This window comes from Stenotrophomonas sp. S39 (assembly GCF_016624665.1).
Taxonomy (GTDB): Bacteria; Pseudomonadota; Gammaproteobacteria; order Xanthomonadales; family Xanthomonadaceae; genus Stenotrophomonas.
Map to the genome: position 1 here is coordinate 16,232 of NZ_JACVTT010000019.1, position 25,614 is coordinate 41,845.

Below are 25,614 nucleotides of genomic sequence, written 5' to 3' on the forward strand. Positions count from 1 at the left end.
GAACGTACCCGCCGCCGCCACGTACGTCGTTGTGTCCGCGCCCCGCGCGGATGACGCCGCGCCCGCGGCTCCGTTCCCCTCACAGGTTTCCCATGTCCGACTTCCGTCGTCCGGGCCGCGCACCGCGCCCGTCCCGTCTGTGCATCGCCCTGCTCGCCGCTGGCCTGGCCGGCGCCGCGCCGACCGTGCTGGCCCAGTCCAGCACCACCGCGCCCGCCGCGCTGCTGCGCTTCGACATTCCTGCCCAGCCGCTGGATGGCGCGCTGCGCGCCTACATGCGCCAGTCCGGCGTGCAGGTGGCCTATCCGGCCACGCTCGGCAACGGTGTCACCTCGCAGGCGGTCAACGGCACGCTGTCGGCCAGTGATGCGCTGTCGCGCCTGCTGCAGGGCAGCGGCCTGGTCGCGCGCCGGGTCGGCAGCGACGCGGTGACGCTGGAAGCGGCGCCGGCACAGGCCGGCAACGGCGTCATCGTCACCGACACGCTGAGCGTGTCCGGCGAGCACATCGAAGGCGGTGCGGTCAGCGATGAAGCGCGCCTGCTCGACAGCTACCGCAGCGTCGGTTCCACCACCACGATCAACCGTACCCAGCTGGAACGCTTCCGCGGTACCTCCAACGGCGACATCGTCAAGGGCGTGGCCGGCGTCACTGCGGGCGATCCGCGCGTGGGCAACGGCTTCGACGTCAACATCCGCGGCATCCAGGGGCAGAGCCGCGTGCCGGTCATCATCGACGGCGGCCAGTCCAGCATGGACACCTACCGTGGCTACGCCGGCCAGTCGCAGCGCACCTACCTGGACCCGGACCTGATCTCGCGGTTGACCATCACCAAGGGTCCGAGCCTGCAGGCCAACGCCTCCGGCGGCATCGGTGGCGTGGTGGAAATGGAAACGCTGAACGTCGATGACGTCCTGCGCGAAGGCCGCGATGTCGGCGTACGCGTGCGTGGTGGCCTGGCCAACAACAGCGCCAACAACCTGCCGGGCTACGACGCCGCACCGCGCACCGACCGTGGCGCCAGTGGCAGCCAGTTCTTCAACGTCGCCGCCGCCGGCCATTGGGATCGCTTCGACCTGGTCGCCGCCTATGCGTACCGCGACAACGGCAACTACTTCGCGGGCAAGCACGGCTACGACGATTTTCCGCAGACGCGGCGCACGCTGGCACCGCTGAACCCGCCGCGCACGGAAGTGTTCAACACGTCCTCGCGGTCGAAGTCGGCGCTGCTCAAGGGCACTTGGCGCATCGATGATGTACAGACCCTGGAGCTGGGCTACCGCCGCTATGAAGGCACGGCGGGCGAGATCATGGCCTCGCAGATCATCCGCGTGGACCGCGACCGCGTGCCGCAGTGGGATCCGGGCCACGTCGACATGGACAGCTACAGCGCGCGCTACCGCTTCAACCCGGACAGCGACAAGGTCGACCTGCGCATCAACGCCTGGTACACCGATACCGACAGCGTGATGTACAACAACCTAACCGGCATCACCCCGTGGTACTACGACCGCCGCACCGAGTGGTACGACGCACCGAGCTTCAGTGGCAACCCCGGCTACAAGGACGCCTACCGCAATCCGCTGCGGCAGAAGCGCTTCGGCCTGGACGCCAGCAACACCTCGATCTTCGAGACCAGCGCCGGCCGCTTCACCCTCGACTATGGCCTGGCCTACAGCGACGAGGACATCGCGCCGGGCAGCTCCGGCCCGATCATGCACGACGACCTGGTCAACAACCGCTTCCTGCGCAACGCCGAGCGCAAGGAATACAGTGCCGTGGCCTCGCTGAAGTGGGCACCGGACGAGCATTGGGAAGTGCAGGCCGGTGGCCGCTGGAACCGCGTGGACGTGCACGACCGCAACCGCCTGGCCACCCCGGACCAGTACGAGGTGCAGGGCCAGTACCGCTACACCGAACTGCTCAACGGCGACCCGAGCCTGCCGTCGTGGCGGGCCAAGCGCATCGCCCTGCTGAACTGGTACCCCGATGCCAACGGCAACTTCACCCAGGATTCGCTGCTGGCCTCGCCCTACGAGCGCGGTACCGTGGCTGACATCGGCGGCTGGAACTTCTACGACGCCGATGAAGCCGAAGACCTGGAAGTGCCGGTCAGCTGGACCTGGTCCAAGCCGATCCGCCGCCGCGACAGCGCCTTCTCGCCGACCGCCAGCGTCGCCTTCCGCTTCAGCGAAGACAGCATGGTCTACCTGAAGTACGCCGAAGGCACCAAGCTGCCGAGCCTGTTCGAGACCACTCTGGGGCTGTTCACCGCCGCCAAGCCGGTGGCCGAACTCAAGCCCGAACGTGCGCGCAGCTGGGAACTGGGCGCCAGCACCATCCGCCACGACCTGTTCACCGCCGGTGACCGCCTGGCGCTGAAGCTGGCCTACTTCGATACCCGCATCGACGACCTGATCACCCGCGACTACCGCACGCTGTCGGCCGGCCTGATCCGCAACGTCGATCAGTTCAAGGTGTCGGGCCTGGAGTTCCAGTCCAGCTATGACAGCGGCAAGCTGTTCGCCGATCTGTCGGCGCACTACTACTTCAAGGCCAAGACCTGCGCACCGGACATCGCCGCCGAGCGTCGCGCCTATGGCGTGCAGCGCAGGATCGAGGAACTGGCCAACACGCCCGACTGCGTCGATGGTGGTTTCGAGGGTTCGTACTCGAACACGCAGAACCCGCCGCGCTACATGGTCAACCTGACCGTCGGTTCGCGCCTGTTCGACGAGCGGCTGACCTTCGGTACCCGCGTGGTCCACAACGCCGGCCCGATCAGCAAGCTGGACAAGGAATGGAACGTCGGCCTGTCGGCGATCCAGCAGCTGTACCGCCCGACCACCCTGGTGGACGTGTTCGCCAGCTGGAGCTTCAACGACCAGCTGTCGGTGGAAGCCAACGTCGACAACCTGACCGACCGCTACTACCTGGACCCGCTGGCTCTGGGCGTGATGCCGGCCCCGGGCCGCACCGCGCGCCTGGCGTTGACCTGGAAGTACTGACCGGCCATCCACGCATGGCGTGGATCTACTGAAAACCGGTAGCGCGGATCAGGCAGAAAGACGGTAGCGCCGGGCCATGCCCGGCGGATCGCGCAGATGAAACGGTAGCGCCGGGCCATGCCCGGCGTTTCCTTTGGCGCGCTTACAACCCGCGCGCGGCCTTCACCGCGTCTTCGTGCAGCGCCTCATTCAGCTCGTCCACCACGGTGCTCCAGGCTGCATCGGCCTGCAGCGACTCGGCCAGGAACTGGCGCTGCGCATCGCTCCAGAACGGGGCGTCGGCCACTTCCACTTCCGTGGCCAGCTGGTGCTGGGCGATGAACCCGGCAATGGCATCGGCGCTGGCGTCCAGGCCCAGCTGCAGGAACAGGTTGGTCATGCTCGGTTCGGTGGTGATCATCGGAAGCTGCCTGGCAGGGGAAAGGTAAGCTGCATTATCGACGCATGCCGCCTTGGGGGAACCCCCTCGTGGCACGTCTCATGATCGACGCTTCCCCCTGGCACCCCCCGATGACCGCGACAACTTCCCCCGACGACAGCCGCAGCGTGCGCCTGAAGGCCGCCACCCGTGACAGCCATGGCGCGCTCGACAAGCGCATCATGGCCGGCGACATCTTCGCCGACCGTGGCAACTTCGCCCGCTTCCTGCGCGTGCAGTACCGTTTCCACCGCAGCATCGACGCGCTCTACGCCAGCCCCGCACTGGACGCACTGCTGCCGGCCCTGCACGAACGCCGCCGCCTGCAGCAGGTGCGCAACGACCTGCAGGATCTCGAGCAGACCCTGCCGGGCCAGGACATCATGCCGTTGGCTGCGGACCTGCCGCTGCCGGCCGCGCTGGGCTGGCTGTACGTGGCCGAAGGCTCCAACCTGGGCGGCACGGTGCTGTACAAGATGGCCGCCGCGCTGGGCCTGGACCGTGATTTCGGCGCGCGCCACCTGGCGGCACACCCCGATGGCGCCGCCCGCCACTGGCGCGAGTTCACGGCGGCGCTGGACGCGGTGCCGCTGTCGGCCGAGCAGGAACAGCAGGTGATCGACGCCGCCGACGCGGCCTTCCGCAGCGTGCATGGCCATGTCGAAGTGGAATTCGGCGCATGAGCGGCCACCGCTGATGCGCTGGCTCTGGTTCGCGCTGGGCTGGCTGATGGTCGGCCTGGGCGTGATCGGTACGTTGTTGCCGGTGATGCCCACCACCATCTTCCTGATCCTGGCGGTGGGCTGCTTCGCCCGCAGTTCGCCGAAGTTCGAGCAGCGCCTGCTGGCCCATCCGCGCTATGGCCCCTCGCTGCGCCTGTGGCGCGAGCAGGGGGCGGTGTCGCGCAAGGGCAAGGCGTTCGCCAGCGCCGGCATGGCGGTGGGCTTCGCGCTGTTCTGCTGGGGCGCGCATCCCTCCTGGCGGCTGCTGCTGGGCGTGGGCCTGTTCTTTGCGGCCAGCGCCGGCTACGTCCTGAGCCGGCCAGCGCCGCGGCTCGATCCCACCCCGCTGGTGGAAGTGGACGATGCCGAACCCCGCGCGGCCCGCCGCCGCGCGTCTACTCATGATTCTGATGGAACCCCCGACGATGCTGCCTGCTGACCTGGCGCCCCTGGCCACACCCGCCTTGACCCCGTGGGGCATGTACCTGGCCGCCGACGTGGTGGTCAAAGCGGTGATGATCGCGCTGGCCGTCGCCTCGCTCGCCACCTGGACCGTGCTGCTGGCCAAGGGCTGGGAGCTGTCGCGGCAGGCGCGCGCGCTGCGTGCGGCCCGCGCGCGGCTGCTGGAGGCGCCAAGCCTGCCGGCCGGCGATGTGGATGCTGCGCTGGCCGAAGGCACTGCGGCGGCGATGCTGGAGGCGGCACGCAGCGAACTGCGCCTGTCGCAGGACCTGGCGTGCCGTGACGGCATCAAGGAACGCGTCGCCTCGCGCCTGGACCGGCTGGAACTGGACACCGCACGCGCGCAGCGGCGCGGCATCGGCGTACTCGCCAGCATCGGTGCGGTGGCGCCGTTCGTGGGCCTGTTCGGCACCGTGTGGGGCATCATGAACAGCTTCATCGGCATCGCCCACAGCAACACCACCAACCTGGCGGTGGTTGCACCGGGCATCGCCGAGGCGTTGCTGGCCACCGCGCTGGGCCTGGTCGCGGCGATTCCCGCCGTGCTGGTCTACAACCACTTCAGCCGCGTGCTGGCTGGTCTGCGTGGCCTGCTGGGTGATCTGTCGGCGGCGGTGCAGCAGCTGGTCTCGCGCGATCTGGACCGTGCCGCTGCGCGTGCTCCTGCCAGTGCACTGCGTGCGGTGCACTGAATGGCGATCAGGACCGCATCCGACCGCGACGACACGCCCGAAGAAGCGCACGAGATCAATGTCACGCCCTTCATCGACGTGATGCTGGTGCTGCTGATCATCTTCATGGTGGCCGCGCCACTGGCCACCGTGTCGGTACCGGTGCAGCTGCCGGCCAGCAGCGCGCAGGCCACGCCCAACGAACAGGCACCGGTGTACGTGACCGTGCAGGCCGACCTGTCGCTGCGCGTGGGCGAAATGCCGGTCGCGCGCGACGGCCTGTCCGCTGCGCTGCAGGCGGCCACGCACGGTGATGCGGAGCAGCGCATCTACCTGCGCGCCGACCAGCGCGTGCCCTATGGCGAGTTGATGGGCACCCTCGATGCACTGCGTGCGGCGGGTTACCTGAAGGTGGCCCTGGTTGGCCTGGAGCAGGGCGCACGATGAGCACGCTGCGGCGCTGGGCGACCAGCCTGGCGATCGTGCTGCTGGCACACGCGGTGCTGGCCAGCATCGTGTGGTGGTGGCATGCGCGCGCTGCACCGGCGCCCACGGCAGCGCCACCGGCCGCGCTGATGCTGGAGCTGGCACCGACCGTGCAGGCGCCACCGGCTCCGCCACGCGCGCTGCCGACCGGGCCGCTGCAGCAGGAACAGCAGCGCCGCGAAACCACGCCGCAACCGCCGCCCGTGCCCAAGGTGCCGCCGCAGCCGCAGGGGGATCTGCCGCCGAAACCGCAGGTGCCGGCCAGCACGGCGCAGGACAGCGCGGACGCCAATGTCGAGCGCAGCACCGCACCGCCGGAGGTTCCCGCCGACGTTGCCACGCGATACGCCGCGCAGCAGACCACCGCTGGCGAGCGCAGCCGCGCCAACGCCACCTGGCAGGGCCTGTTGCTGGGCCACCTGCAGCAGCACCGGCGCTACCCGCGCCAGTCCGAGCGCCTGCGCCAGCAGGGCGTGGTGTATGTGCGGTTTGCCGTGTACCGCGACGGGCGCGTGTCCGCCGCGCGCATCGAGCGCGGCAGTGGCTTCGCGTTGCTGGACCAGGAAACCCTGGAAACCGTGCAGCGCGCCAGCCCGGTTCCGGTGCCGCCGGCCGAAGTGGCCGGCGACCCGGTGGAAGTGATGGTGCCCGTGGCGTTCCATCTGCGCGGGCGCTGATCCCGTCTGGCCTGCCATCCACGCATGGCGTGGATCTACAGCAGCGGCACCAGCAGCAGCGCCACGATGTTGATGATCTTGATCAGCGGATTGATGGCTGGGCCGGCGGTGTCCTTGTACGGGTCACCGACGGTGTCGCCGGTCACCGCGGCCTTGTGCGCCTCGCTGCCCTTGCCGCCAAAGTGGCCATCCTCGATGTACTTCTTGGCGTTGTCCCAGGCGCCGCCGCCGGTGGTCATCGAAATGGCCACGAACAGGCCGGTGACGATCGTGCCGATCAGCAGGCCGCCCAGTGCACGCGGCCCCAGCAGCAGGCCGACCACCACCGGCACCGCGACCGGCAGCAGCGAAGGCACGATCATTTCGCGGATCGCCGAGCGCGTGAGCATGTCCACGGCCCTGTCGTACTGCGGCTTGGCGGTGCCCTGCATGATGCCGGGGATCTCGCGGAACTGGCGCCGTACTTCCTCCACCACCGCACCGGCGGCGCGGCCGACGGCTTCCATCGCCATCGCACCGAACAGGTAGGGAATCAGGCCGCCGATCAGCAGGCCGATGATCACCGTGTGGTCGCTGAGATCGAAGCGGAACTCCTGGCCGGGGTTGGCAGCCTGCAGGTTGTGGGTGTAATCGGCAAACAGCACCAGCGCGGCCAGCGCCGCCGAACCGATCGCATAGCCCTTGGTCACCGCCTTGGTGGTGTTGCCCACCGCATCGAGCGGGTCGGTGATGTCGCGGATGTCCGAGGGCAGCTCAGCCATCTCGGCGATGCCGCCGGCGTTGTCGGTGATCGGTCCGTAGGCATCCAGGGCCACGATCATGCCGGCCATCGACAGCATCGCGGTGGCGGCGATGGCGATGCCGTACAGGCCGGCCAGCGCATATGCGCCCCAGATCGCCGCACATACGGCTACCACGGGCAGGGCGGTGGATTTCATCGAAATGCCGAGGCCGGCGATGATGTTGGTGCCATGCCCGGTGGTCGAGGCCTGCGCCACGTGCTGCACCGGCTTGTACTGCGTGCCGGTGTAGTACTCGGTGATCCACACGATCAGGCCGGTCAGCACCAGGCCGATCAGTGCGCAGCCATACAGCGCCATCGGGCCATGCACGTTGTCGCTCATCAGCCCGGTGGTGATCGGGTAGAACGCGATGGCGGCCAGCACGCCGGAGACGATCACGCCCTTGTACAGCGCGCCCATGATCGAGCCGCCCGGCTTCACCTTGACGAACAGTGCGCCGATGATCGAAGCGATGATCGACACCCCGCCCAGCACCAGCGGGTAAAGCACCGCATTGGCACCGGCTTCGCTCAGCATCAGGCTGCCCAGCAGCATCGTGGCGATGACGGTGACCGCGTAGGTCTCGAACAGGTCGGCAGCCATGCCGGCGCAGTCGCCGACATTGTCACCGACGTTGTCGGCGATCACCGCCGGGTTGCGCGGGTCGTCCTCGGGAATGCCGGCTTCCACCTTGCCCACCAGGTCGGCGCCGACGTCAGCGCCCTTGGTGAAGATGCCGCCCCCCAGGCGCGCGAAGATCGAGATGAGCGAAGAACCGAAGGCCAGGCCGACCAGCGCGTGCAGCGCCTGTTCCATCGGCAGGCCCATGCGCAGCAGCAGTGCGTAGTAACCGGCCACGCCCAGCAGGCCCAGGCCGACCACCAGCATGCCGGTGATGGCGCCGCCGCGGAAGGCCACGTCCATCGCCGCGCTGATGCCGTTGCGTGCGGCCTCGGCGGTGCGCACGTTGGCGCGGACCGAGACATTCATGCCGATGTAGCCGGCCGCGCCGGACAGGACCGCACCGACCGCGAAACCAATGGCGGTGTACCAGCTGAGGAAGACGCCGACCAGCACGAACAGCACCACGCCGGCTACACCGATGGTCAGGTACTGGCGGTTGAGGTAGGCACGCGCGCCTTCCTGGATCGCGGTGGCGATCGCGATCATGCGTTCATTGCCGGTGGGTTGGCGCAGGATCCAGCGCGCCGAGATGATCCCGTAGAGGATCGCGAGAATGGCGCAGCCCAGCGCCAGTGACAGCCCATGACGTTCCAGCATCAGACCCCTCCGCAGAATGGATGGTGAGCATCCAGTGGCGATGAACGGCACCACGAGGGGGACGACGGGTTGCAGCCTGGAACCAACCCGTGCCGACCGGAACGGTCGTCCGACGTATGGCGGTGTTCAGCATTCCCTGGTGCCCGCAGTATGCGTCGCTCCGCGCCCGGATGGTAGCGCCGGGCCGCGCCGCGCCGCATGATCCGTGGGCGCCCTCCAGATGAACGCATCGCCATGCGCGCGGAACCCGCCGCCGGTCCATGGGCATGCTTTGAGAGCCACAGACCCTTTGCACCCCGTTAAGCCACGCTCTGCAAGCCTGCGCACAGTCCTGACGGAGATTCCCCATGCGCCTGTCCCTGCTGATGCTTGCCGCCCTGGTGCCGGCCATGCCCGCGCTGGCCGCGGAAACGCCTGAACTGCAGCGGGCGGTGGGCGCCCCGCAGGCGGTGGGCGCCGTGCACACCCTGCGGCAGATTCCCGAGGCCTGCGCGCGGCTGGAAGGCGTGTTCACCGGCCAGGCCGCCGAGCCGTACCGCTTCTCCGCCGTGCGCACCAGCGAACAGTGCCAGCCGCGCGCCCGCTTCGTTGATTACGCCAAGGCACAGCCCAGTGCCGACAAGGGCTGGAAGCTCAACGACGTGATCCGCGTGCCGAATGCCGCCTGCCCGGCACAGCAGGCGGTGGTGCGGGTGTGGCGCCTGCCGGTCAACAACACCCAGGCGCTGGATGGCCAGGGCCAGTCGCGCATCTACCTGGAAGAGGCAAAGAAGCAGGCCGCCGCGGGCAAGATCCCGCAGGTGACGATGTTCGCCGCGCAGCTGCAGGTGGAAGGCAAGGCCTGCAATTGATACAGGTGGGTGCCGACCATCGGTGAATTATTGGTGGGTGCCGACCGTTGGTGAATTATCGGTGGGTGCCGACCGTTGGTCGGCACCGATGCCTCATCCACGCATGGCGTGGATCTACTCCCCAGCCAGCTTCGCCCCGCGCGCAACCAGCAGCTCGCGCAGTGCCGTGCGGTGGCAGTGCGCCTCGTCTTCGCAGTAGCAACCCACGGCGATGTCGCTGTGCTGCGACAGCGCCGCCAGCAGATCCAGCGCATGCGCCGCATCGGGCGCCTTCATTTCGGCCTTGTAGTGGCGGAAGAAGGCATTCCAGTCCGCCGCGGTGGTCGCCCCGTGGGCCTGTTTCACCAGCTCCGGGCTGGGGGCCAGGGTCGGAAACCAGACGTCATACCAGTCCTGCCGGGCGAAATCACTGCGCGCCACGCCACGTGACGGCCGCCGCACCGTGCCGATGCGCAGGCCCTCACCGGGCGTGCGCGGGCTGCCAAGACGGACCACATGCAGGGCCATGCTGTTTCTCCTTGTGCAGGACCACATCTTCGCGCCCGTGACGTGCCGCAGGCGTGAACCGGGCCGCAAACAGAAGGCCCGGGCACTTGCGCACCCGGGCCTTCGGTCATGCCATGGCGGCGGCGGTCAGTTGCCGCGGCAGTCCTTCAGCCACAGCACGCGGCCGATCTGGTCGTAGTTGTCGACCACGCCGGTCAGCGTCACCTTCTCGCGCGGGCGCAGGGACAGCGCATAGGCGGTCTGGTTGGCGGCGAACGAGCAGGAGATGGCCACGCGCTCGAAATCGATGCTGCCATCGCTGGGCAGGTCGAAGGTGGTGTTGTAGGTGCCACCGCTCTTCAGCACCGAGGCGATGCGCCCGCTGATGACGTAGGTCTTGCCCTTGTAGCGCGGCTCGATCGCAGCGGGGTTGTCCTTGTTCTGGTTGCGCAGCTGGAAGCCGAAGCGGTCGGCGGCAATGGTCACTGCCGATGCCTGCGGCGTGGCCTTGGCAGCCTGGTCACCGGCCTTGCCCGGCTTGACCTGGTTGAGCAGCTTGCACATCTCGGTACGCACGCCGTCAGCCGAGGCGATGGCTCCCTTGTTGACCTTCACCACCATGGCAACGGTGCCCTGGCCGCCTTCGGAGGTAGCGCTGATGATCATCGGGATCGGCTTGTGCGCCATGCTCTCCGGTTCTTCGATCAGCATCGAACCGCCTTCGATGTCCTCGCTCAGCACGTCCATGTTGGCGTTCTTGGCGATGACCCGCATCTGGCCGATGGCGCTGGCCACGCTCAGGTCCGGGTGGCTGACCGACGAAGTGAAGGTGGTGCCGGTGAAGGGGTTGCCCTTCTTCTGGAAGTTGGCTTCGCAGGTCGCGGCGAACGCGGGCGCGGCAGCCGTGCACAGCAGCACGGCGAGGAAGGTCTGGCGCTTCATGGATACAGTCCTTGTGGTGTGGCACTACGCGCCCGCAGGAGCGGGCGACAGACGGGTTGGCACGCATCGGCCCCTTGCCCCGGGCCGGGCCCCGATTGTGGGCTGCTTCTCAGTTCGCCGCAATCCAACCATCAAGGGCCCTTTCCGCTGGAAAGAGCCCTGGGTCACAAGTTGTGACGTGGATCAACCTTCGAAGGCGGCCAGCTTCTGCTTCACCGCCACGTTCTTGAGGGTGACGTACTTCGGCAGGCCGTCGCTGCCGTAGGGCAGGGGGGCTTCGCCCTTGATCAGCGGCGACAGATAGGCGCGCGCCTTGGCGGTGATGCCGAAACCATCGCGGCGGATGAAGCTGGCGGGCATCTTCTTCTCGTGGTTGGCGATCTTCGCCAGCGGCGCGGCCTCGATCTTCCAGCGGTAGGGCGCATCGCTGCTGCGCACGATCACCGGCATCACCCCGTTCTGGCCCTTCAGTGCCAGCTGCACGGCCGCCTTGCCCACCGCCTGCGCCTGTTCCCAGTCGGTCTTGCTGGCCAGGTGCCGGGCCGAGCGCTGCAGGTAATCGGGCAGGGCCCAGTGCACCTTCAGGCCCAGCTGGTCCTTGACCCGGCCCGCCAGGTGCGCGGCGACGCCGCCCAGCTGCGAATGGCCGAAGGAGTCCTTGCTGCCGCCGGCATCGGCGACGAAGCGGCCGTCGGCGGTGGCGATGCCTTCGGAGGCCACCACCACGCAGTAGCCGACGCGCTCGACCACGGCCTTGACCTTGGCCAGGAAGGTGGCCTCGTCATAGGCACGCTCGGGCAGCAGGATGATGTGCGGGGCCTCGTCCTCGCCGTTGCCGGCCAGGCCCGCGGCGGCGGCCAGCCAGCCGGCATGGCGGCCCATTGCTTCGTAGATGAAGACGCGGGTGGAGGTCTCGGCCATCGCCGCCACGTCCAGCGCGGCCTCGCGCACGGAGACTGCGGTGTACTTGGCCGCCGAGCCGAAGCCCGGGCAGGTGTCGGTCACGGCCAGGTCGTTGTCGATGGTCTTGGGCACGCCGATGCAGGTCAGGTCGTAGCCGGAGGCCTTGGCCAGCAGCGAGACCTTCAGCGCGGTGTCGGCCGAGTCGTTGCCGCCGTTGTAGAGGAACCAGCGCACGTCGTGGGCGCGCAGCACCTCCAGCAGGCGGTCGTAACGGGCCCGGTCGGCCTCCAGCGATTTCAGCTTGACCCGGCACGACCCGAAGGCGCCGCCCGGGGTGTGGGCCAGGGCGCGGATGGCGGCGGCACTCTCCTTGCTGGTGTCGATCAGCTCCTCGCGCAGGGCGCCGAGGATGCCGTTGCGGGCGGCCAGGACCTTGATGCCCTTGGCCCGGGCCTGCTCGATGACCGCCGCTGCGGTGGCGTTGATGACCGCCGTGACGCCGCCGGACTGGGCGTAGAGGAGGGTACCGTTGCGCATGCTTCTACCTGCTCGGTGAGGGGGACATTGCAGTGACATTACCCGTATGCGCTAAAGTGGCGCTATTGCGGTGCAGCGATACCGGTCCGTCCGGGGCGCGAACCTTCTTTGTTTTCAACACGTTGGAGTCAGGTCAATGCGATTGGTTCTGTTGGGACCGCCCGGTTCGGGCAAGGGGACGCAGGCGACGCGCCTGAAGGAAAAGCTGGGCATCGCCCATATTTCGACCGGTGACATGCTGCGCGCGGAAATCGCCGCGGGCTCGGAGCTGGGCAAGCAGGCCAAGGCGGTGATGGATGCCGGCAACTTGGTGTCCGATGACATCCTGCTGGGCATGCTGGAGTCGCGCCTGACCCAGGCCGATGTCGCCAAGGGCTTCATCCTGGACGGCTACCCACGCAATGTGGCCCAGGCCAATGCGATGGACGGCCTGCTGGCCAAGATCGGCCAGCCGCTGGACGCCGTGGTGCAGCTGGACGTGGCCACCGAGCTGCTGGTCGAGCGCATCGCCGGCCGCGCCCAGGAACAGGGCCGCGCCGACGACAACCCGGAAGCGGTGCGCCAGCGCCTGCAGGTCTACAACGACCAGACCGCCCCGGTGGTCGACTTCTACGCCGGCCGTGGCACCCTGGCCCGCGTCGATGGCGTCGGTGACCTGGACGAGATCGAAGCCCGCATCCTGGCGGCGATCAAGGGCTGATGGCGGTCGGCCGGCCCGGTGCCGGCCACCGTGCAGCTACGACGAAACAGGCCTGGTCCTTGCGGACCAGGCCTGTTTCGTTTCATAGGTGCCAGCGATGAGCTTGCTCAGGGCTCCGCAGCATGAGCTCCCTTGGGGATGGCCTCTTGGGGAGTAGGACCGGTTCGGGTACTACGGCTGGCTTCCTGAATTGTGTACAGGTTCACATACCTGCGCTATCGGGAATTCCCTGACAGACGATTGGAGTTTTCTCACAACCGGTGTAGGAGTTGTCTGACCCCATTGCAGACAATGGCCCTATACAGCCGTGATCGGTCACAATCCCCGGTCATGAGCAGCGTACATATCCTTGCAATCGCCGGCACCTTCATGGGTGGCGTGGCCGCCCTGGCACGGGAACTGGGCCATACGGTCAGCGGCAGCGACCAGGCCATCTATCCGCCGATGTCCACCCAGCTGGAGCAGCTGGGCATCGCCCTGGACCAGGGCTACCGCGCCGACAGCGTGCCGCCGGGCACCGCCGAGGTGGTGATCGGCAACGCCCTGTCGCGTGGCAACCCGGCCGTGGAAGCCGTGCTCGATGCCGGCCAGCGCTACATCTCCGGCGCCCAGTGGCTGTCCGAGCAGGTCCTGCCGGGCCGCGACACGCTGGCCGTGGCCGGCACCCATGGCAAAACCACCACCACCACCATCCTGACCTGGCTGCTGGAAAGCGCCGGGCGCTCGCCGGGCTTCCTGATCGGTGGCGTGGCCGAGGATTTCGGCGTCTCCGCCCGCCTGGGCCAGGGCCGCGAGTTCGTGGTCGAGGCCGATGAGTACGACACCGCCTTCTTCGACAAGCGCAGCAAGTTCGTGCACTACCGGCCGCTGGTGGCCATCCTCAACAACCTCGAATACGACCACGCCGACATCTTCCCGGACGTGGAGGCCATCGAGCGCCAGTTCCACCACCTGGTGCGCACGGTGCCCGCGCGCGGCCGCCTGATCGTCAATGGCGAGGACGCGCACCTGGCCAAGGTGCTGCAGATGGGCTGCTGGACCCCGGTCGAGCGCTTCGGTTTCGACCCGGCGCTGGAATGGCATGCCGAGCTGCTGGCCGCCGATGGCAGCGCCTTCCGCGTGCATCACCGTGGGCAGGCGCTGGGCGATGTGCACTGGTCACTGCTGGGCCGCCACAACGTGCTCAACGGCCTGGCCGCACTGGCCGCCGCACATGCGGTGGGCGTGGCCCCCGCCGAGGTGATCCCGGCGCTGGCGCGCTTCCGCAGCGTCAAGCGCCGCATGGAAGTGATCGGCAGCCATGACGGCATCACCGTCTACGATGATTTCGCCCACCACCCCACGGCGATCGCGACCACGCTCGAAGGCCTGCGCGCCAAGGTCGGCGACGCGCGCATCGTGGTGGCGATGGAGCCGCGCAGCAATTCGATGCGGCTCGGTGCGCACGCGCAGGCGCTGGCGCCGTCGCTGGCATTGGCCGACGAAGTGGTGTTCCTGCACCGGCCGGAACTGGCCTGGGATGCCGCAGCGGTGATCGCCGCCGTGCGTGGCCAGGCCCATGCCGTGCCGGACACCGACGCGCTGCTGGCGCAGCTGCAGTCCAGCGCGCGCAGCGGTGACCACGTGGTGTTCATGTCCAACGGTGGCTTCGACGGCGCCCCGCGCCGCTTCCTCGCCGCCCTGCAGGCCCGATGAGTACCGACGTTTCGCTGCCGCTGTTTCCGCTGCACACCACGCTGGTGCCCGGCGCGGCGGTTGGCCTGCGCGTGTTCGAGCGCCGTTACCTGGATTTGGTGCGCGACACCGGCCGCAGCGGCGAGGGCTTCGGCGTCTGCCTGATCCTGGAAGGGCAGGAAGTGGGGGAGCCGGCCACTCCGGCCGCCTACGGCGTGCAGGTGCGCATCGAGGATTTCGATGTCGGTGCCGATGGCGTGCTGCAGCTGCGCCTGCGCGGCACCCGCCGCTTCCATGTCGAGCGTACCCGCGTGCGCGACAACGGCCTGGTCGTGGCCGATGTGCGCTGGTGCGAAGAGGACCCCGATGACGAACTGAAGCCACAGCATGCGCTGCTGGCCACGGTGCTGGGGCACATCATCGAACAGGCCGGCGAGGCCTATGCGCCGGCCAACCCGGCGCTGCTGGACCAGGCCAGCTGGGTCGGCTGGCGGCTGGCCGAACTGCTGCCGCTGGGCGAGCAGCAGCGCCTGCAGCTGCTGCAGATGGACGACCCGCATCAGCGCCTGCAGCAGTTGCTGGGCTGGATGCCGTAACAGCCATCCACGCGTGGCGTGGATCTACGGGAACGGCCATCCACGCATGGCGTGGATCTACTGTAGAGCCGAGCCGATGCTCGGCTTGCCGGATCGCGCGAAGATCAGCCGAGCACAGGCTCGGCTCTACACGTTCCGGTAGCGCCGGGCCATGCCCGGCGGATCCATCACGGCTGCGTCTTCAACCGCAGCACCGGCAACCCGGTCTCGGCATGCACGTCCTCGTGCTGCGGCATGCCCTGCACGGCGTCCTTCACCGCATTGAACGCGGGGTCGATGCCACGCACCGGATGCCACATCCCGATCCACTCGAAGTGGCGCTCGTAGCGCAGAGTCTGCGCACTGCCCAGCCACAGCGGCACGTCGCCCGGCTGCAGCTGGCCCGGTGCCTGCCACAGGCGCAGCACGTAACGCTCATCCGGCCTTGCCCCCTGGCGCACCATCAGCAGGGCCTCCACGCGCGTTTCCAGCGTGGCCGGCAGCACCGGCAGTTCGTCGGCGCCGGTGTTCTTGTCCAGCATCAGCAGCGCTTCTTCCCAGCCGGCCTGCGCCTGCACGGTCCAGCCGCGCGCCTGCAGCTGCGCCTGCAGCGGCGCCAGCGGGCCGGCCACCTGCACGTCCAGCGGCCAGCGCTGGTCATCGTCGAACTCGTTGCGGCGCGCCGGCAGCTTGGCCCAGTCATGCTGCCACCAGGCCTGCATGTCGATCGCAGTGGGTGCGGGCAGGGTCGGTTCGAAGCGTTCCAGCTTCACCGGGATGTTGCGCGGCGCGTACCACATGGCCGCCACTGCGAAGACGCCGTAGAACAGCCACGCCACCGGCTTCACCCAGAACGAGCGGTTGAAGCGGCGGCGGTAGGCGATGCCCAGCACCAGCAGCCAGAACGTGCCGAACAGCATCCCGCCGATGACATCGCTCAGCCAGTGCGCGCCCAGGTAAAGGCGCGCGAAGCCGATCAGGCTGACCACGATGCCCGAGACGAGGTACGGCCAGACGCGGGTACGGCCGGGCATCTCGCGGGCGATCAGCACCGCGAAGAAGCCGAAGGTGATGGTGGCCATGGTGACCGACACCGAGGGGAAGCCGAAGCCGCTGCTGGCATCGACCGGGCGCACCACGTCCACGGTGGTGCCCAGCAGCTTGGTCAGGGCCAGGCCGAAGGCCAGTGCGGCCAGCCAGTGCGCGGCGGCCATCCAGCGCCGGCGCCACACCAGGTAGCCCATGGCCGCGGCGGTGGCCGGCATCAGTACCTGCCATGCGCCGAGTGAGGCCAGTGCCGCCATCGGGTAGTCGGCCAGCGGGTTGCGCAGGGCCAGCATGGCCTGGTGCACCAGCAGGTCGATGGCCAGCGGTTCGCCATGGGCGACCACCACGGTCAGCAGCGCGAACCAGCCCCAGCCCAGCAACAGCAGCATCAGCGCCAGCATCGCCAGCGGTACCGATTCACGACGCTTGGGGTCGAGCACGCCCACCGTGTAGCGGCCCAGCGTGGGGTGGCGGTTGGACCAGTCCAGCAGGCGCGCCAGCCAGTGGTCCATGCGCGCGGCCGACCAGCGGTAGCCGTACAGCACGATGGCCCAGACCAGGCCGAGGATGACCATCAGCAGGCCGACCACCACCACCAGGCGTCCAGCAACTGCGGCAACCGCGTCATACGCCTCGCCCAGGATCCAGCCCGGGGCCAGGAACAGCACCGCCCAGGACAGGCTGGCGATGCCGCTGGCCTGCACGTAGCGGCTGGCGGGCATCTTCAGCATGCCGGCGATGGCCGGCACGAACGGCCGGATGGCACCGACATAGCGCGCGATCAGGATGCTCTTGAACGCATTGCGGCGGAACAGGTTCTCGCCACGGTCCAGCAGCTGCGGGTAGCGGCTGAACGGCCAGACCCCGCGCAGGCGGTCGCCCCAGCGGCGGCCGATCCAGTAACTGATGCCATCACCGGCAAACGCACCCAGCGCTGCTGCGGCCACGGCATACGGCCCGGAGATCTGCCCCAGGCCGATGAACACGCCCACTGCAAACAGCAGGGGCAGCGCCGGCACGATGGCGCCGAGAATGATGACCGCATCGCAGAAGGCGATCAGAAAAATAACCGCGCCCGCGAGTACGGGATGGGCGGCAATCCACGCGAGGGTGGCGTCGATCCATGAAGAGTCCATTGCCCGATTATAGAGGCGTGAAGGTGACTGGTTCCCAGCGGCTTGGTGACCGTTTGCAACCAGCGCCATCGCCTAGAATGGGCGCATGCCGCATTCGACCGACGCTCCAACGCATGCCCTGAAGGCCGACAGCTTCGGCCGCATCCTGCTCGTGCAGGGGCCGCAGGGCCCCTTCGTACGCCGCGACCTGGGCGCAACGCCGCTGTGGCTGCGCGTGCCGGCGTGGTGGCTGGCCCGCCGCGAAGCACGCGCGCTGCGGCATATCCACGGCATGGCCGACGTGCCGCAGCTGCTGGACTGGGATGGCCGCCACCTCGACCGCAGCTTCATGGCCGGCGATGCCATGTACCAGCGCCCGCCGCGGGGTGACCTGGCCTGGTTCCGTGCTGCGCGCCGGCTGCTGCAGCAACTGCACCGGCGCGGCGTGGCCCACAACGACCTGGCCAAGGAGGCCAACTGGCTGGTGACCGAGGACGGCCGGCCGGCGCTGATCGATTTCCAGCTGGCGGTGATCGGCCACCCGCGTTCGCGCTGGATGCGCCTGCTGGCCCGCGAAGACCTGCGCCACCTGCTCAAGCACAAGCGCATGTACTGCCGCGAATCGCTCACCCCGGTGGAGAAGCGCGTGCTCAAGCGCACTTCGTGGGTGCGCGAGCTGTGGTTCGCCACCGGCAAGCCGGTCTACCGCTTCGTCACCCGCCGCATCCTGCATTGGGAAGACAACGAAGGGCAGGGGCCGAAGCCGTGAGTCCATCGCAGGTGGTGACCGCGCCGCCGAGTGCGGCCAGCGTGCTGCGCGCGCAGCTGCCTGGTGCCGGCTTCGTGCACGCCTGCCAGGCTCGCACCCGGCGCGATGGCCGCAGCGCGCTGCAGGCCTACCGCGATATGGCCGCGACCATCCCCGGCTGGTTCGATGGCCTGATGGCGCTGCGCAACCGCGGCATGCGCCTGCTCGGCATGAAGGACCTGGGCTCGTTGCGCGCCGTGCAGGACACCGCCGCGCCGAGAGCGGGCCAGCGTCTGGGCATCTTCACCCTGCAGTCGCTGGATGAGGACGCCATCGTGCTGGAAGACAACGACCGCCATCTGCGCGTGCAGCTTGCGCTGCAGTGGCAGGGCGACGTGCTGGAAGTGGCCACCGTGGTGCATACCCACAACGCGTTCGGGCGCGTCTACATGCTGCCGGTGGCGCCGGTGCATCGACGGATCGTGCCGCATCTGCTGCGCAGGCAGGTGCAGGCCTACGACTGAAGACGGGATGTGTTGCGAAGCGTCGAGCCGGCCCGCATGGTGCGGGTGCGCATGCGGACGCAAGGGGACGGCGTGAATCAAATCATAGTCTGGCAGGGCCGCGCGGCCCAGTTCGTGACACTGGTGGCGTGGTCGAAGCGGCCCCCTATGAGACGCTGCGCAGGGGCGGATTCATCGGCGCCAAAGTTCGAGGCTCGGGTATCGTGGAAGAGTTTGTAAATGCCTTCTACGGTCTTGCGTCTTGGGATGATTGGTATGTGCCGGACTATCTTGATGCCTTCTTGATTTCGGCTAGCAAGAAACCGACTGATCGTCTTGTGTACTCGGGAAGGCACGCTGTATAGAAGAAGGGGGTGCCTGTGCATCGATGGCTGGATGACCCATCAAGGAAGATCGCGTGAGGGGGCGTCTGGTTCATGGCTGTTCTGCTGTGCGGAGTGTTGATTGCCTGCAAGGGGAGCATGCACGGCAACGTCGCTGTCCCGTATCCTGACCGCTGCGCCCATCGCCGGAATCCGCAAGCTGATATCCGTCGCAGCAGATCATGACGCCGGAGACGGCGGGCTGCCCTCGGGCGTTGAGGTCACCTACCCGGTCATGGCCGTGAACACGCTGTAAAAAATTCTAAGCCGGATGAGGTGATCCATGCTGGTCGGTTTGAAAAAGATCCATAGGCTGCTCCCAATGGTCCTTCTGTTGTGGGCCGTTGAGTCGACTGCGCAGGTTGCCGCTGAAGGTGGAGGGCGGTGTCAGGATCTGACAGGTGCGTACGAGGGAGTTCAGTACTGCCAGATTCCGATCCATGCGCTCCTTGCCAACTCGGTCGATTACAAGAACAGGAACGTTGCAGTGTTTGGTTATCTTCTTCATGGAGAGGGAGGTGGGGATGTCCTTGGGCCGTCAGCCGATGCTCTCCGTCGCATTGATTTCATCGCATGTGCGGCGGTGGACCTTGATGGTGTGAGATACGAGGATTCTTCGGACGTGCTCGAGCCGGGAATATACTTTGCAATGGTGCAGGGGGTTTACGTTGATGGGGCGGTGAATGGCGCGTGCGTAGGGTCCATTAAACGACCGATCATTTCGAGAGTATCGAAAGTTGAAGAGGCGGATTGAGTGGTGTTGCGCATCCAGGGAGTGGGCAAGCTTCCCTGCTCGGTAGCTGGCCCGATGGTTGATGTTCGGGTGAGTCGCGTTTGTCGGTCAGCGCAGGCATTGATGTCGCCGGAAAGGTGGGGGCGATGATTGATTCTGATGAATCGGCTGATGTTGCGAAAACGCTTGCCTGGTACAGGAGCAGTTTCTTCGAAGGCTGTGAAGAGGGCTTTGTTGCGGACTTCATGGTTTTCTGTTGGCAGACCCTTGATCCAGGGAATGTCGCAGCCACGGATCTGCGCGGCGATCTTTTCGATGCCTGCGCTGGGCAGCTCCGCGAACTCCTGCAGTCGGTTGAAGAAACCTGCGGGCCGTGGAGTCCGCCTGCCTTCTGGAAGCGCTACATCGAGTGGGCTGACTACGCGACCCTGTTCAGCATCGAAGATCAAAGGGAATTCGCGCAGCATGATCCCGGCTATATCGAGCCCGCGTTCTCCGTGTTCGCGTTCACCGGAGGGCAGGAGATGCGGGCAGAGGCGATGACCGTGCTCGCCGGTTGTGCGGCCTCCAGCACCAAGCGGGCATCGTATGTGAGGTCCGTCATCGAAAGCCGCCTTCGCATCGAAGCATTCGCGGCCCGCACGCGTTGATTTAAGCACCAGAAAATTGATCGGGGTGATCCATGTGGTACTGCGCGCACGCCATCTTCTACTACGAAAGCGAAGGACAGGAATCGTTCCTGGTGCATGAGAACGTCTACCTGATCAGCGCGGACAGCGACGAGCAGGCGCTGGCGGATGCAACGGCTCTGGCCTCCGAGTACGAGGATCTGAGCGGCCGCCTGATGGGGGACGACGGCAAGCCATCCCACTACCGGTTCGCCGGAATCCGCAAGCTGATATCAGTGGAGACTGACGAGCACACTGCTGAGGGACGCCTGCACTCCGGTGTGGAAGTAACGTACTCGGTCATGGCCGTGGACACGCTGGACCAAGTGCAGCGTCTTGCCGGCGGTGATGCCCTCGACGTTCTGTACCAGGAATAGACCAAGGCCGCCGGGCCCGGTTCGGTAGCGCCGGGCCATGCCCGGCGGGCACGCAACGTTCCGGTATCACGGCGCCGCCGGCACCACCTGCTGGCCGATGAAATTGCGCTTGCCATCGAAGTCATAGCCGATCTGCAGCTGGCCGACATCCGGGCAGGCATGGCAGTCGCGCAGCGGCGTGCGGTACAGCAGGCGGATGCCGCCGCCATCGAGCGGCGCGGTACCGGCCGCCTGTGCGGGTGCGAACGGCGTGGCCTGCGGATGCGCGGCCAGCACGGCCTGCACGCCCGGATCGGCGCGCAGGGTGTCGTCCAGCTGCACCGCGTCGACATCGATGCGCTTGCCAGCGGCATCCACCAGTCGCGTGCCTTCGTTGGTGTTGGCGCGGAACGGATATTCCACCGTAGCCACGCCCAGGCCATCGTGTTCATGCCAGGCCGTCACGTAGGCCAGCTCGCCGCCGGTGGACAGCTGCTCGGCAGCGGCGACGGCATCGGCGCTGGCGCCGGCGGACTTCATCGTCTCGGCCAGGCACGCGCGCGTGGCGTTGTTCTCGCCCTGGCGGCATGCGTTGAGGTCGCCATCCCAGACCACCGACTCGCTCCAGCGCAGTGAACCATCGGCCGCCTTGCTGGCGGCAGGCGCATCGCCCGTGGCGGGTTCGGTGCCGGGTTCAGGCGAACGGCCCTGGCAGGCGGTGAGCAGGGCCAGGCCCAGGGCAGGCAGCAGCAGGCGGGAACGGCGCATGGCGTATACCTCGTGCGTGTGACCGGGGCGCCAGTATCGTCAACGCGCGGTGAACTCCGCGTCGGCGCGGCATACTAGCGGCTCATGGCATACGCTGGAGTGTGGAACGTGGGCAGTCTGCAGGGCAAAACCCTTTTCATCACCGGTGCCTCGCGTGGCATCGGCCTGGCCATCGCACTGCGTGCGGCACGCGATGGCGCCAACGTGGCCATCGCTGCGAAGTCGTCGGTGCCCAACCCGAAGCTGCCCGGCACCATCCACAGCGCCGCCGAAGCGGTGACCGCAGCCGGTGGCCAGGGCCTCGCGCTGAAGTGCGACATCCGCGAAGAGGACCAGGTGAAGGCGGCCGTGGCCGCCACGGTGGATACCTTCGGTGGCATCGACATCCTCATCAACAACGCCAGCGCGATCTGGCTGCGCGGCGCGCTGGACACGCCGATGAAGCGGTTCGACCTGATGCAGCAGGTCAATTCGCGCGGCAGTTTCCTGTGCGCGCAGGCCTGCCTGCCGTACCTGCTGCAGGCGCCCAACCCGCACATCCTGACCCTGGCCCCGCCGCCCAGCCTGGAACCGAAGTGGTGGGGCCCGCATACCGGCTACACGCTGGCCAAGATGGGCATGAGCTTCGTTACCCTCGGCCTGGCCGCTGAATTCGGCCCGCAGGGCGTGGCGGTCAATGCGCTGTGGCCGCGCACCGTCATCGCCACCGATGCGATCAACATGATCCCCGGCGTGGATGCGGCCGGCTGCCGCACGCCGCAGATCATGGCCGACGCCGCACACGCGGTGCTGGTGCGCGAGGCCGCCGGTTTCCACGGCCGTTTCCTCATTGATGACGAGGTGCTGGCCGAAGCCGGTGTGACCGATCTGTCCGCTTACGCGGTGGACGCCTCGCGGCCGCTGCTGCCGGACCTGTTCCTGGATTGATCGGCGACGAGTGCTTCTGAGGCAGTGGTCAAGGATGGCCACCGCCAAGGTTGGGTAGAATGTGGGGCTGGAACCGTTTTCAACAAGGACGTTGTCATGGACACGATGGTGCGCATTGCAGCCTTGGGGCTGCCCGTGGTGCTGGCGCTGGTGCTCGTGGCATGCCGGGGGACGTCGGCCGCTGCAGGCGCGCCGGGCGTGGCGGCCGGGCTGAAGCTCAACCATTACGTGGGCTGCTTCAATGCTCTCGATACGCGCATCCTCAGCGGACTGCGCCCGTACATGTACTGGATGGATGATCCCCGCACCGGCCCGACGGGCCTGGAAACCGATCCGGTCGGTCCTGCGGACATCAGCCCGCGCGAACTGAAAGCCTGCGAGAAATCCTTCACGGCCGGCATCGCCGCGCAGCCGGCCATGCCGGCGCTGGACGCATCGGCCAAGGCCTACCTCGCAGCGCTGAGCAGGCTGCAGCCGCTGGCCCACGAAGCGTCGAACTACTATGCAGAGGGCGCCTACCAGCGTGATGGATTCGCTCGCGGCAAGGCACTGCATGCACCGCTGTGGGAAGCACTGACCGGTTTCCTGGACGCCAGCATGCGCTTCAGCGAGGCACTGAATGCCGAGGTCGAGCACGCAACCCGCGCCCAGCTGGCCGGCATCGAGGCCAGGGACGGGCGCTCGCGCGAGTTCTACCAGACATCCCTGATGCTGGAAGCACGCCTTCTTCTTGATGACATCACCGAGGAAGAAGACTTCAACGTGGATGTGGCAGGCCAGCGCGTGGCGGCGTTCGCCGCGGTCGTCAACGAGGCGCGCACCAAGGTGCCGCATCTCCGGCGCGGTGGAAAAGGCTGGGACGCCATCGACGCGCCGGCAGGTATCTATCTGGCCGAAGCGGCTGCGCGGCTGGATCTGATGACAGCACGCGCCCGGTTTTCCGACGAACAGCGGGCCCTGCTGGATGTTACGGCGGTCGACACAGGATCGGCCGATGCCGTGCAGCGGGCGTACGACGCGCTTGCGGCAGCCGCTCCGAAGTAGGGCCCCGCATGCCCCCCCTTCCGTTCCGCTTGGCGCGGGGCGATACAGACCTCAATGACTCTCATCAAGGACGTGACATGATCAATCGTTCCCTGTGCGCTGCGGCGCTGGCCGCCGCAGTTTCCCTTTCCCTGGCAGCGTGCAGCAAGCTGCCCGGCAACACCGCCGGCAGTGACCACGCGGACCCGACGCCGGCGTCCTCCGGCCCCTCGCCGGAAGAGAAGGCCGACCAGGCCCTGATGGGCAAGCTCAACAACTACATCGAGTGCTACAACGATGTGGACCGCAAGATCCACGCGGGCATCGGCCCGTACACGGTCTGGATGAAGGACCCCGAGGCCGGCCCGACCGGTCGCGAGGAACGCCCGATCGGTCCGCCGGACCTGACCGCCGGTGACCTCAAGCTCTGCGACAAGGCACTGCCCGAAGCCATCGCCGCGCAGCCGTCGCTGCCCGAGCTGGACAAGGCTGCGCAGGGCTACCTGGATGCACTGCATGCACTGCAGCCGATCACCCACGAAGCGGCCGACTACTACCAGCGCGACGACTACGAAGACGATGGCTTCGCGCGCGGCAAGGCGCTGCACGCGCCGTTGATGTCTGCATTCGGCACCTTCGTCGAGGCCAGCGGTGTGTTCAGCGATGCGCTGGATGTCGCGAACGACCGCCTGCAGGACTCCCAGCTGGCCAAGGTGGAAGCGCAGGAAGGCCGTACCCGCAACTTCTATCGGTTGGCCATCATGCGTGATGCCAAGGCGCTGATGGACCTGATGGCCGAAGACAACTTCGACGTGACCGAGGCGCGCCGGCGCCTGGATGCGTTCAACGCGATCTCCGACGAGGCCCACGCCAAAGTGGCCGAGCAGGAGCCGGGCAAGCTGGACTGGAACAGCTTCGAGCGCACCGCCGAAAATTTCCGCCGCGAGAGCAAGGAGCGCCTCAAGCGCGTCGCGGAGAAGACCCCGTACAGCGATATCGAGCGGCGCATGCTGGACACCACCATGGCACCGCACGGCTCGCCGGGTAAGCTGATGCAGGAATACAACTCACTGGTATTCCAGAGCAACCGCCAATAAGGCGGTGCTCTTTTTTTTCTGCAAGGAACTGATGTGAACGCTTCTGTACGTGTACTGCCGGTGCTGCTGCTCGGCGCCGTGGCCGGCCTGGCCGGCTGCAACAACTCCACCGGCCTGTCGCTGGCTGATCCCAGCCTGGCCAAGGTCAATGCCTACATCGAGTGCTACAACGGTGTGGAGCAGCCCATCCACGAGGGCTTCGAGACCTACACCGGCTGGATCAAGGATGTCGAGGCCGGCCCGACCGGCAAGGAGGCGCAGCCGCGCTCGCCGGGCAAGGTGCTTTCGCACCGGGTGGAGTACTGCGGCCAGCCGCTGACCGATGCCCTGGTGATGGCACCGGCGACGCCGATGGATGCGTCGGTGCGCGACTACCAGCAGGCATTCCAGGCCTTGTACGCGAAGATCGAGCAGGCCGATGGCTACTTCACCCGCGAAGAGTTCCGTCGCGATGGTGGCGAAGGCATGCGCAGCCAGCATGCGCCGCTGATGCAGGCCTATGCGGCCTTCTTCAAGGCCAGCGACGCACTGGACGTGGCGCTGGAAAAGAACGAGGAAGACCGCCGTACCGCGCAGCTGAAGCAGATCGAAAAGAGCGAAGGCCGCTCGATGGCCTATTACCACCTGCGCCTGGTGGGCGAGGGCAAGCAGCTTGCGGTGGCCTTCCAGGATGAGAAGCCGGACGTCACCGCGCTGCGTACGCGCCTGGCGGATTACGAGGCGCTGGTGAAGGAGATGCAGGCCGCCGGCATCGGCAAGGACGACCCGATGTGGGGCCATGTGCAGCGCTCGGCCGAGATGCTGATCCGCAAGGCCGGCCGTGGCATCGAACGCATCGAGCAGGGCAAGCCGATCAGCGCCGAAGGTCTGGCTGCCGAGCGCAAGGCCTCCGGCAGCTGGCTCACCTCGGCCCCGGAAGGCGCGCAGTCGGACATCCTGGATGCGTACAACGACCTGGTGACCACCAGCAACCGCATGCGCTGACGGGTGCATCCACGCATGGCGTGGATCTACTGACTCTGGTGGGTGCGGACCGTTGGTCCGCACTGTGCCGGGTCTTATCCACGCATG

At 67.4% G+C, this 25,614-nt stretch carries 26 protein-coding genes; 19 read left to right on the forward strand and 7 right to left on the reverse strand.

Features of this window, described 5'->3' with window-relative positions:
* The first annotated feature begins 92 nt into the window (after positions 1 to 92).
* Positions 93 to 3,008 carry a TonB-dependent receptor gene (locus IAE41_RS07280; protein WP_200732610.1) on the forward strand — a complete coding sequence of 972 codons (2,916 nt, stop codon included), beginning with the start codon at positions 93 to 95 and terminating at the stop codon, positions 3,006 to 3,008.
* A gap of 142 nt (positions 3,009 to 3,150) precedes the next feature.
* On the opposite strand, the gene IAE41_RS07285 is transcribed toward IAE41_RS07280, so the two are convergent.
* The gene (locus IAE41_RS07285; RefSeq protein ID WP_200732611.1) at positions 3,151 to 3,408 is read right to left on the reverse strand and encodes a DUF2789 domain-containing protein; all 258 of its coding nucleotides are present in this window, start codon (positions 3,406 to 3,408) and stop codon (positions 3,151 to 3,153) included.
* Positions 3,409 to 3,518: 110 nt separating this feature from the next.
* Here IAE41_RS07285 and IAE41_RS07290 point away from each other — a divergent pair, with 110 nt between their 5' ends.
* From IAE41_RS07290 to IAE41_RS07310, 5 genes are read left to right on the forward strand one after another with little or no spacing between them, the layout of a single operon-like run.
* Positions 3,519 to 4,109: a biliverdin-producing heme oxygenase gene (locus IAE41_RS07290; protein ID WP_108760410.1), complete on the forward strand. Its 591-nt coding sequence runs from the start codon at positions 3,519 to 3,521 to the stop codon at positions 4,107 to 4,109.
* A gap of 13 nt (positions 4,110 to 4,122) precedes the next feature.
* Entirely contained in the window at positions 4,123 to 4,587 is a 465-nt protein-coding gene (locus IAE41_RS07295; protein WP_200732636.1) for a YbaN family protein, read from the forward strand.
* Positions 4,574 to 5,302, forward strand: a complete 729-nt coding sequence (gene exbB, locus IAE41_RS07300; RefSeq protein WP_200732612.1) for a tonB-system energizer ExbB — start codon at positions 4,574 to 4,576, stop codon at positions 5,300 to 5,302. Before IAE41_RS07295 ends, exbB begins: the two co-directional genes overlap by 14 nt.
* Complete coding sequence (exbD, locus tag IAE41_RS07305) at positions 5,303 to 5,728, forward strand: TonB system transport protein ExbD (protein ID WP_200732613.1); 426 nt, start codon at positions 5,303 to 5,305, stop codon at positions 5,726 to 5,728.
* Complete coding sequence (locus IAE41_RS07310) at positions 5,725 to 6,444, forward strand: energy transducer TonB (RefSeq protein WP_200732614.1); 720 nt, start codon at positions 5,725 to 5,727, stop codon at positions 6,442 to 6,444. The genes exbD and IAE41_RS07310 overlap by 4 nt, the downstream gene beginning before the upstream one ends.
* A gap of 35 nt (positions 6,445 to 6,479) precedes the next feature.
* Here IAE41_RS07310 and IAE41_RS07315 read toward each other — a convergent pair whose 3' ends face one another.
* A complete protein-coding gene (locus tag IAE41_RS07315) occupies positions 6,480 to 8,507 on the reverse strand; it encodes a sodium-translocating pyrophosphatase (RefSeq protein ID WP_200732615.1) in 2,028 nt (675 codons plus the stop codon).
* 347 nt (positions 8,508 to 8,854) lie between these two features.
* On the opposite strand from IAE41_RS07315, the gene IAE41_RS07320 reads away from it, so the two are divergent.
* Complete coding sequence (locus tag IAE41_RS07320) at positions 8,855 to 9,358, forward strand: hypothetical protein (protein ID WP_200732616.1); 504 nt, start codon at positions 8,855 to 8,857, stop codon at positions 9,356 to 9,358.
* Positions 9,359 to 9,472: 114 nt separating this feature from the next.
* On the opposite strand, the gene IAE41_RS07325 is transcribed toward IAE41_RS07320, so the two are convergent.
* From IAE41_RS07325 to IAE41_RS07335, 3 genes are all read right to left on the reverse strand, one after another.
* Positions 9,473 to 9,865: a DUF488 family protein gene (locus IAE41_RS07325; protein ID WP_200732617.1), complete on the reverse strand. Its 393-nt coding sequence runs from the start codon at positions 9,863 to 9,865 to the stop codon at positions 9,473 to 9,475.
* A gap of 126 nt (positions 9,866 to 9,991) precedes the next feature.
* Positions 9,992 to 10,786 (reverse strand): hypothetical protein, encoded by a 795-nt coding sequence (locus tag IAE41_RS07330; protein ID WP_200732618.1) that lies wholly within the window; start codon positions 10,784 to 10,786, stop codon positions 9,992 to 9,994.
* A 183-nt stretch (positions 10,787 to 10,969) separates the two neighbouring features.
* Complete coding sequence (locus tag IAE41_RS07335; protein WP_079223116.1) at positions 10,970 to 12,226, reverse strand: 6-phosphofructokinase; 1,257 nt, start codon at positions 12,224 to 12,226, stop codon at positions 10,970 to 10,972.
* A gap of 136 nt (positions 12,227 to 12,362) precedes the next feature.
* Between IAE41_RS07335 and IAE41_RS07340 the strand changes: the two genes are divergently transcribed.
* The 3 genes from IAE41_RS07340 to IAE41_RS07350 all read left to right on the forward strand — a co-directional run bounded on the left by IAE41_RS07340 (position 12,363) and on the right by IAE41_RS07350 (position 15,196).
* On the forward strand, positions 12,363 to 12,926 hold the full coding sequence (locus IAE41_RS07340; RefSeq protein ID WP_079223114.1) for an adenylate kinase: 564 nt from the start codon (positions 12,363 to 12,365) through the stop codon (positions 12,924 to 12,926).
* 330 nt (positions 12,927 to 13,256) lie between these two features.
* Entirely contained in the window at positions 13,257 to 14,621 is a 1,365-nt protein-coding gene (gene mpl / locus IAE41_RS07345; protein ID WP_200732619.1) for a UDP-N-acetylmuramate:L-alanyl-gamma-D-glutamyl-meso-diaminopimelate ligase, read from the forward strand.
* The gene (locus IAE41_RS07350; protein WP_079223110.1) at positions 14,618 to 15,196 is read left to right on the forward strand and encodes an LON peptidase substrate-binding domain-containing protein; all 579 of its coding nucleotides are present in this window, start codon (positions 14,618 to 14,620) and stop codon (positions 15,194 to 15,196) included. The genes mpl and IAE41_RS07350 overlap by 4 nt, the downstream gene beginning before the upstream one ends.
* 167 nt (positions 15,197 to 15,363) lie before the next feature.
* On the opposite strand, the gene IAE41_RS07355 is transcribed toward IAE41_RS07350, so the two are convergent.
* Positions 15,364 to 17,358 (reverse strand): bifunctional DedA family/phosphatase PAP2 family protein, encoded by a 1,995-nt coding sequence (locus tag IAE41_RS07355; protein ID WP_200732620.1) that lies wholly within the window; start codon positions 17,356 to 17,358, stop codon positions 15,364 to 15,366.
* A gap of 85 nt (positions 17,359 to 17,443) precedes the next feature.
* Between IAE41_RS07355 and IAE41_RS07360 the strand changes: the two genes are divergently transcribed.
* The 5 genes from IAE41_RS07360 to IAE41_RS07380 all read left to right on the forward strand — a co-directional run bounded on the left by IAE41_RS07360 (position 17,444) and on the right by IAE41_RS07380 (position 20,749).
* Complete coding sequence (locus IAE41_RS07360) at positions 17,444 to 18,106, forward strand: serine/threonine-protein kinase (RefSeq protein ID WP_079223107.1); 663 nt, start codon at positions 17,444 to 17,446, stop codon at positions 18,104 to 18,106.
* A complete protein-coding gene (locus IAE41_RS07365) occupies positions 18,103 to 18,609 on the forward strand; it encodes a DUF2867 domain-containing protein (RefSeq protein WP_200732621.1) in 507 nt (168 codons plus the stop codon). The genes IAE41_RS07360 and IAE41_RS07365 overlap by 4 nt, the downstream gene beginning before the upstream one ends.
* 645 nt (positions 18,610 to 19,254) lie before the next feature.
* Complete coding sequence (locus IAE41_RS07370) at positions 19,255 to 19,725, forward strand: hypothetical protein (RefSeq protein ID WP_200732622.1); 471 nt, start codon at positions 19,255 to 19,257, stop codon at positions 19,723 to 19,725.
* Between the two features lie 125 nt (positions 19,726 to 19,850).
* The gene (locus IAE41_RS07375) at positions 19,851 to 20,354 is read left to right on the forward strand and encodes a hypothetical protein (RefSeq protein ID WP_200732623.1); all 504 of its coding nucleotides are present in this window, start codon (positions 19,851 to 19,853) and stop codon (positions 20,352 to 20,354) included.
* A 32-nt stretch (positions 20,355 to 20,386) separates the two neighbouring features.
* On the forward strand, positions 20,387 to 20,749 hold the full coding sequence (locus IAE41_RS07380) for a DUF4288 domain-containing protein (RefSeq protein ID WP_200732624.1): 363 nt from the start codon (positions 20,387 to 20,389) through the stop codon (positions 20,747 to 20,749).
* Positions 20,750 to 20,815: 66 nt separating this feature from the next.
* On the opposite strand, the gene IAE41_RS07385 is transcribed toward IAE41_RS07380, so the two are convergent.
* Positions 20,816 to 21,496 (reverse strand): hypothetical protein, encoded by a 681-nt coding sequence (locus IAE41_RS07385; RefSeq protein WP_200732625.1) that lies wholly within the window; start codon positions 21,494 to 21,496, stop codon positions 20,816 to 20,818.
* 84 nt (positions 21,497 to 21,580) lie between these two features.
* Here IAE41_RS07385 and IAE41_RS07390 point away from each other — a divergent pair, with 84 nt between their 5' ends.
* The 4 genes from IAE41_RS07390 to IAE41_RS07405 all read left to right on the forward strand — a co-directional run bounded on the left by IAE41_RS07390 (position 21,581) and on the right by IAE41_RS07405 (position 25,527).
* Entirely contained in the window at positions 21,581 to 22,423 is an 843-nt protein-coding gene (locus tag IAE41_RS07390) for an NAD(P)-dependent oxidoreductase (RefSeq protein ID WP_079223103.1), read from the forward strand.
* Positions 22,424 to 22,447: 24 nt separating this feature from the next.
* Positions 22,448 to 23,467 carry a DUF3829 domain-containing protein gene (locus tag IAE41_RS07395; RefSeq protein WP_200732626.1) on the forward strand — a complete coding sequence of 340 codons (1,020 nt, stop codon included), beginning with the start codon at positions 22,448 to 22,450 and terminating at the stop codon, positions 23,465 to 23,467.
* 80 nt (positions 23,468 to 23,547) lie between these two features.
* Positions 23,548 to 24,543 carry a YiiG family protein gene (locus IAE41_RS07400; protein WP_200732637.1) on the forward strand — a complete coding sequence of 332 codons (996 nt, stop codon included), beginning with the start codon at positions 23,548 to 23,550 and terminating at the stop codon, positions 24,541 to 24,543.
* A 33-nt stretch (positions 24,544 to 24,576) separates the two neighbouring features.
* Positions 24,577 to 25,527: a YiiG family protein gene (locus IAE41_RS07405; protein WP_200732627.1), complete on the forward strand. Its 951-nt coding sequence runs from the start codon at positions 24,577 to 24,579 to the stop codon at positions 25,525 to 25,527.
* The last annotated feature ends 87 nt before the right edge of the window (positions 25,528 to 25,614 follow it).

Bases quoted from the DNA above. Each gene is read 5' to 3' on its own strand.
- IAE41_RS07385 (WP_200732625.1), bottom strand. From the start codon at position 21,496: ATGCGCCGTTCCCGCCTGCTGCTGCCTGCCCTGGGCCTGGCCCTGCTC.
- IAE41_RS07315 (WP_200732615.1), bottom strand. From the start codon at position 8,507: ATGCTGGAACGTCATGGGCTGTCACTGGCGCTGGGCTGCGCCATTCTC.
- IAE41_RS07295 (WP_200732636.1), top strand. From the start codon at position 4,123: ATGCGCTGGCTCTGGTTCGCGCTGGGCTGGCTGATGGTCGGCCTGGGC.
- exbD (WP_200732613.1), top strand. From the start codon at position 5,303: ATGGCGATCAGGACCGCATCCGACCGCGACGACACGCCCGAAGAAGCG.
- IAE41_RS07325 (WP_200732617.1), bottom strand. From the start codon at position 9,865: ATGGCCCTGCATGTGGTCCGTCTTGGCAGCCCGCGCACGCCCGGTGAG.
- mpl (WP_200732619.1), top strand. From the start codon at position 13,257: ATGAGCAGCGTACATATCCTTGCAATCGCCGGCACCTTCATGGGTGGC.
- IAE41_RS07335 (WP_079223116.1), bottom strand. From the start codon at position 12,226: ATGCGCAACGGTACCCTCCTCTACGCCCAGTCCGGCGGCGTCACGGCG.
- IAE41_RS07310 (WP_200732614.1), top strand. From the start codon at position 5,725: ATGAGCACGCTGCGGCGCTGGGCGACCAGCCTGGCGATCGTGCTGCTG.
- IAE41_RS07340 (WP_079223114.1), top strand. From the start codon at position 12,363: ATGCGATTGGTTCTGTTGGGACCGCCCGGTTCGGGCAAGGGGACGCAG.
- IAE41_RS07355 (WP_200732620.1), bottom strand. From the start codon at position 17,358: ATGGACTCTTCATGGATCGACGCCACCCTCGCGTGGATTGCCGCCCAT.
- IAE41_RS07350 (WP_079223110.1), top strand. From the start codon at position 14,618: ATGAGTACCGACGTTTCGCTGCCGCTGTTTCCGCTGCACACCACGCTG.
- IAE41_RS07390 (WP_079223103.1), top strand. From the start codon at position 21,581: ATGGCATACGCTGGAGTGTGGAACGTGGGCAGTCTGCAGGGCAAAACC.
- IAE41_RS07330 (WP_200732618.1), bottom strand. From the start codon at position 10,786: ATGAAGCGCCAGACCTTCCTCGCCGTGCTGCTGTGCACGGCTGCCGCG.
- IAE41_RS07285 (WP_200732611.1), bottom strand. From the start codon at position 3,408: ATGATCACCACCGAACCGAGCATGACCAACCTGTTCCTGCAGCTGGGC.
- IAE41_RS07360 (WP_079223107.1), top strand. From the start codon at position 17,444: ATGCCGCATTCGACCGACGCTCCAACGCATGCCCTGAAGGCCGACAGC.
- IAE41_RS07380 (WP_200732624.1), top strand. From the start codon at position 20,387: ATGTGGTACTGCGCGCACGCCATCTTCTACTACGAAAGCGAAGGACAG.
- IAE41_RS07290 (WP_108760410.1), top strand. From the start codon at position 3,519: ATGACCGCGACAACTTCCCCCGACGACAGCCGCAGCGTGCGCCTGAAG.
- exbB (WP_200732612.1), top strand. From the start codon at position 4,574: ATGCTGCCTGCTGACCTGGCGCCCCTGGCCACACCCGCCTTGACCCCG.
- IAE41_RS07370 (WP_200732622.1), top strand. From the start codon at position 19,255: ATGCTGGTCGGTTTGAAAAAGATCCATAGGCTGCTCCCAATGGTCCTT.
- IAE41_RS07280 (WP_200732610.1), top strand. From the start codon at position 93: ATGTCCGACTTCCGTCGTCCGGGCCGCGCACCGCGCCCGTCCCGTCTG.
- IAE41_RS07320 (WP_200732616.1), top strand. From the start codon at position 8,855: ATGCGCCTGTCCCTGCTGATGCTTGCCGCCCTGGTGCCGGCCATGCCC.
- IAE41_RS07375 (WP_200732623.1), top strand. From the start codon at position 19,851: ATGATTGATTCTGATGAATCGGCTGATGTTGCGAAAACGCTTGCCTGG.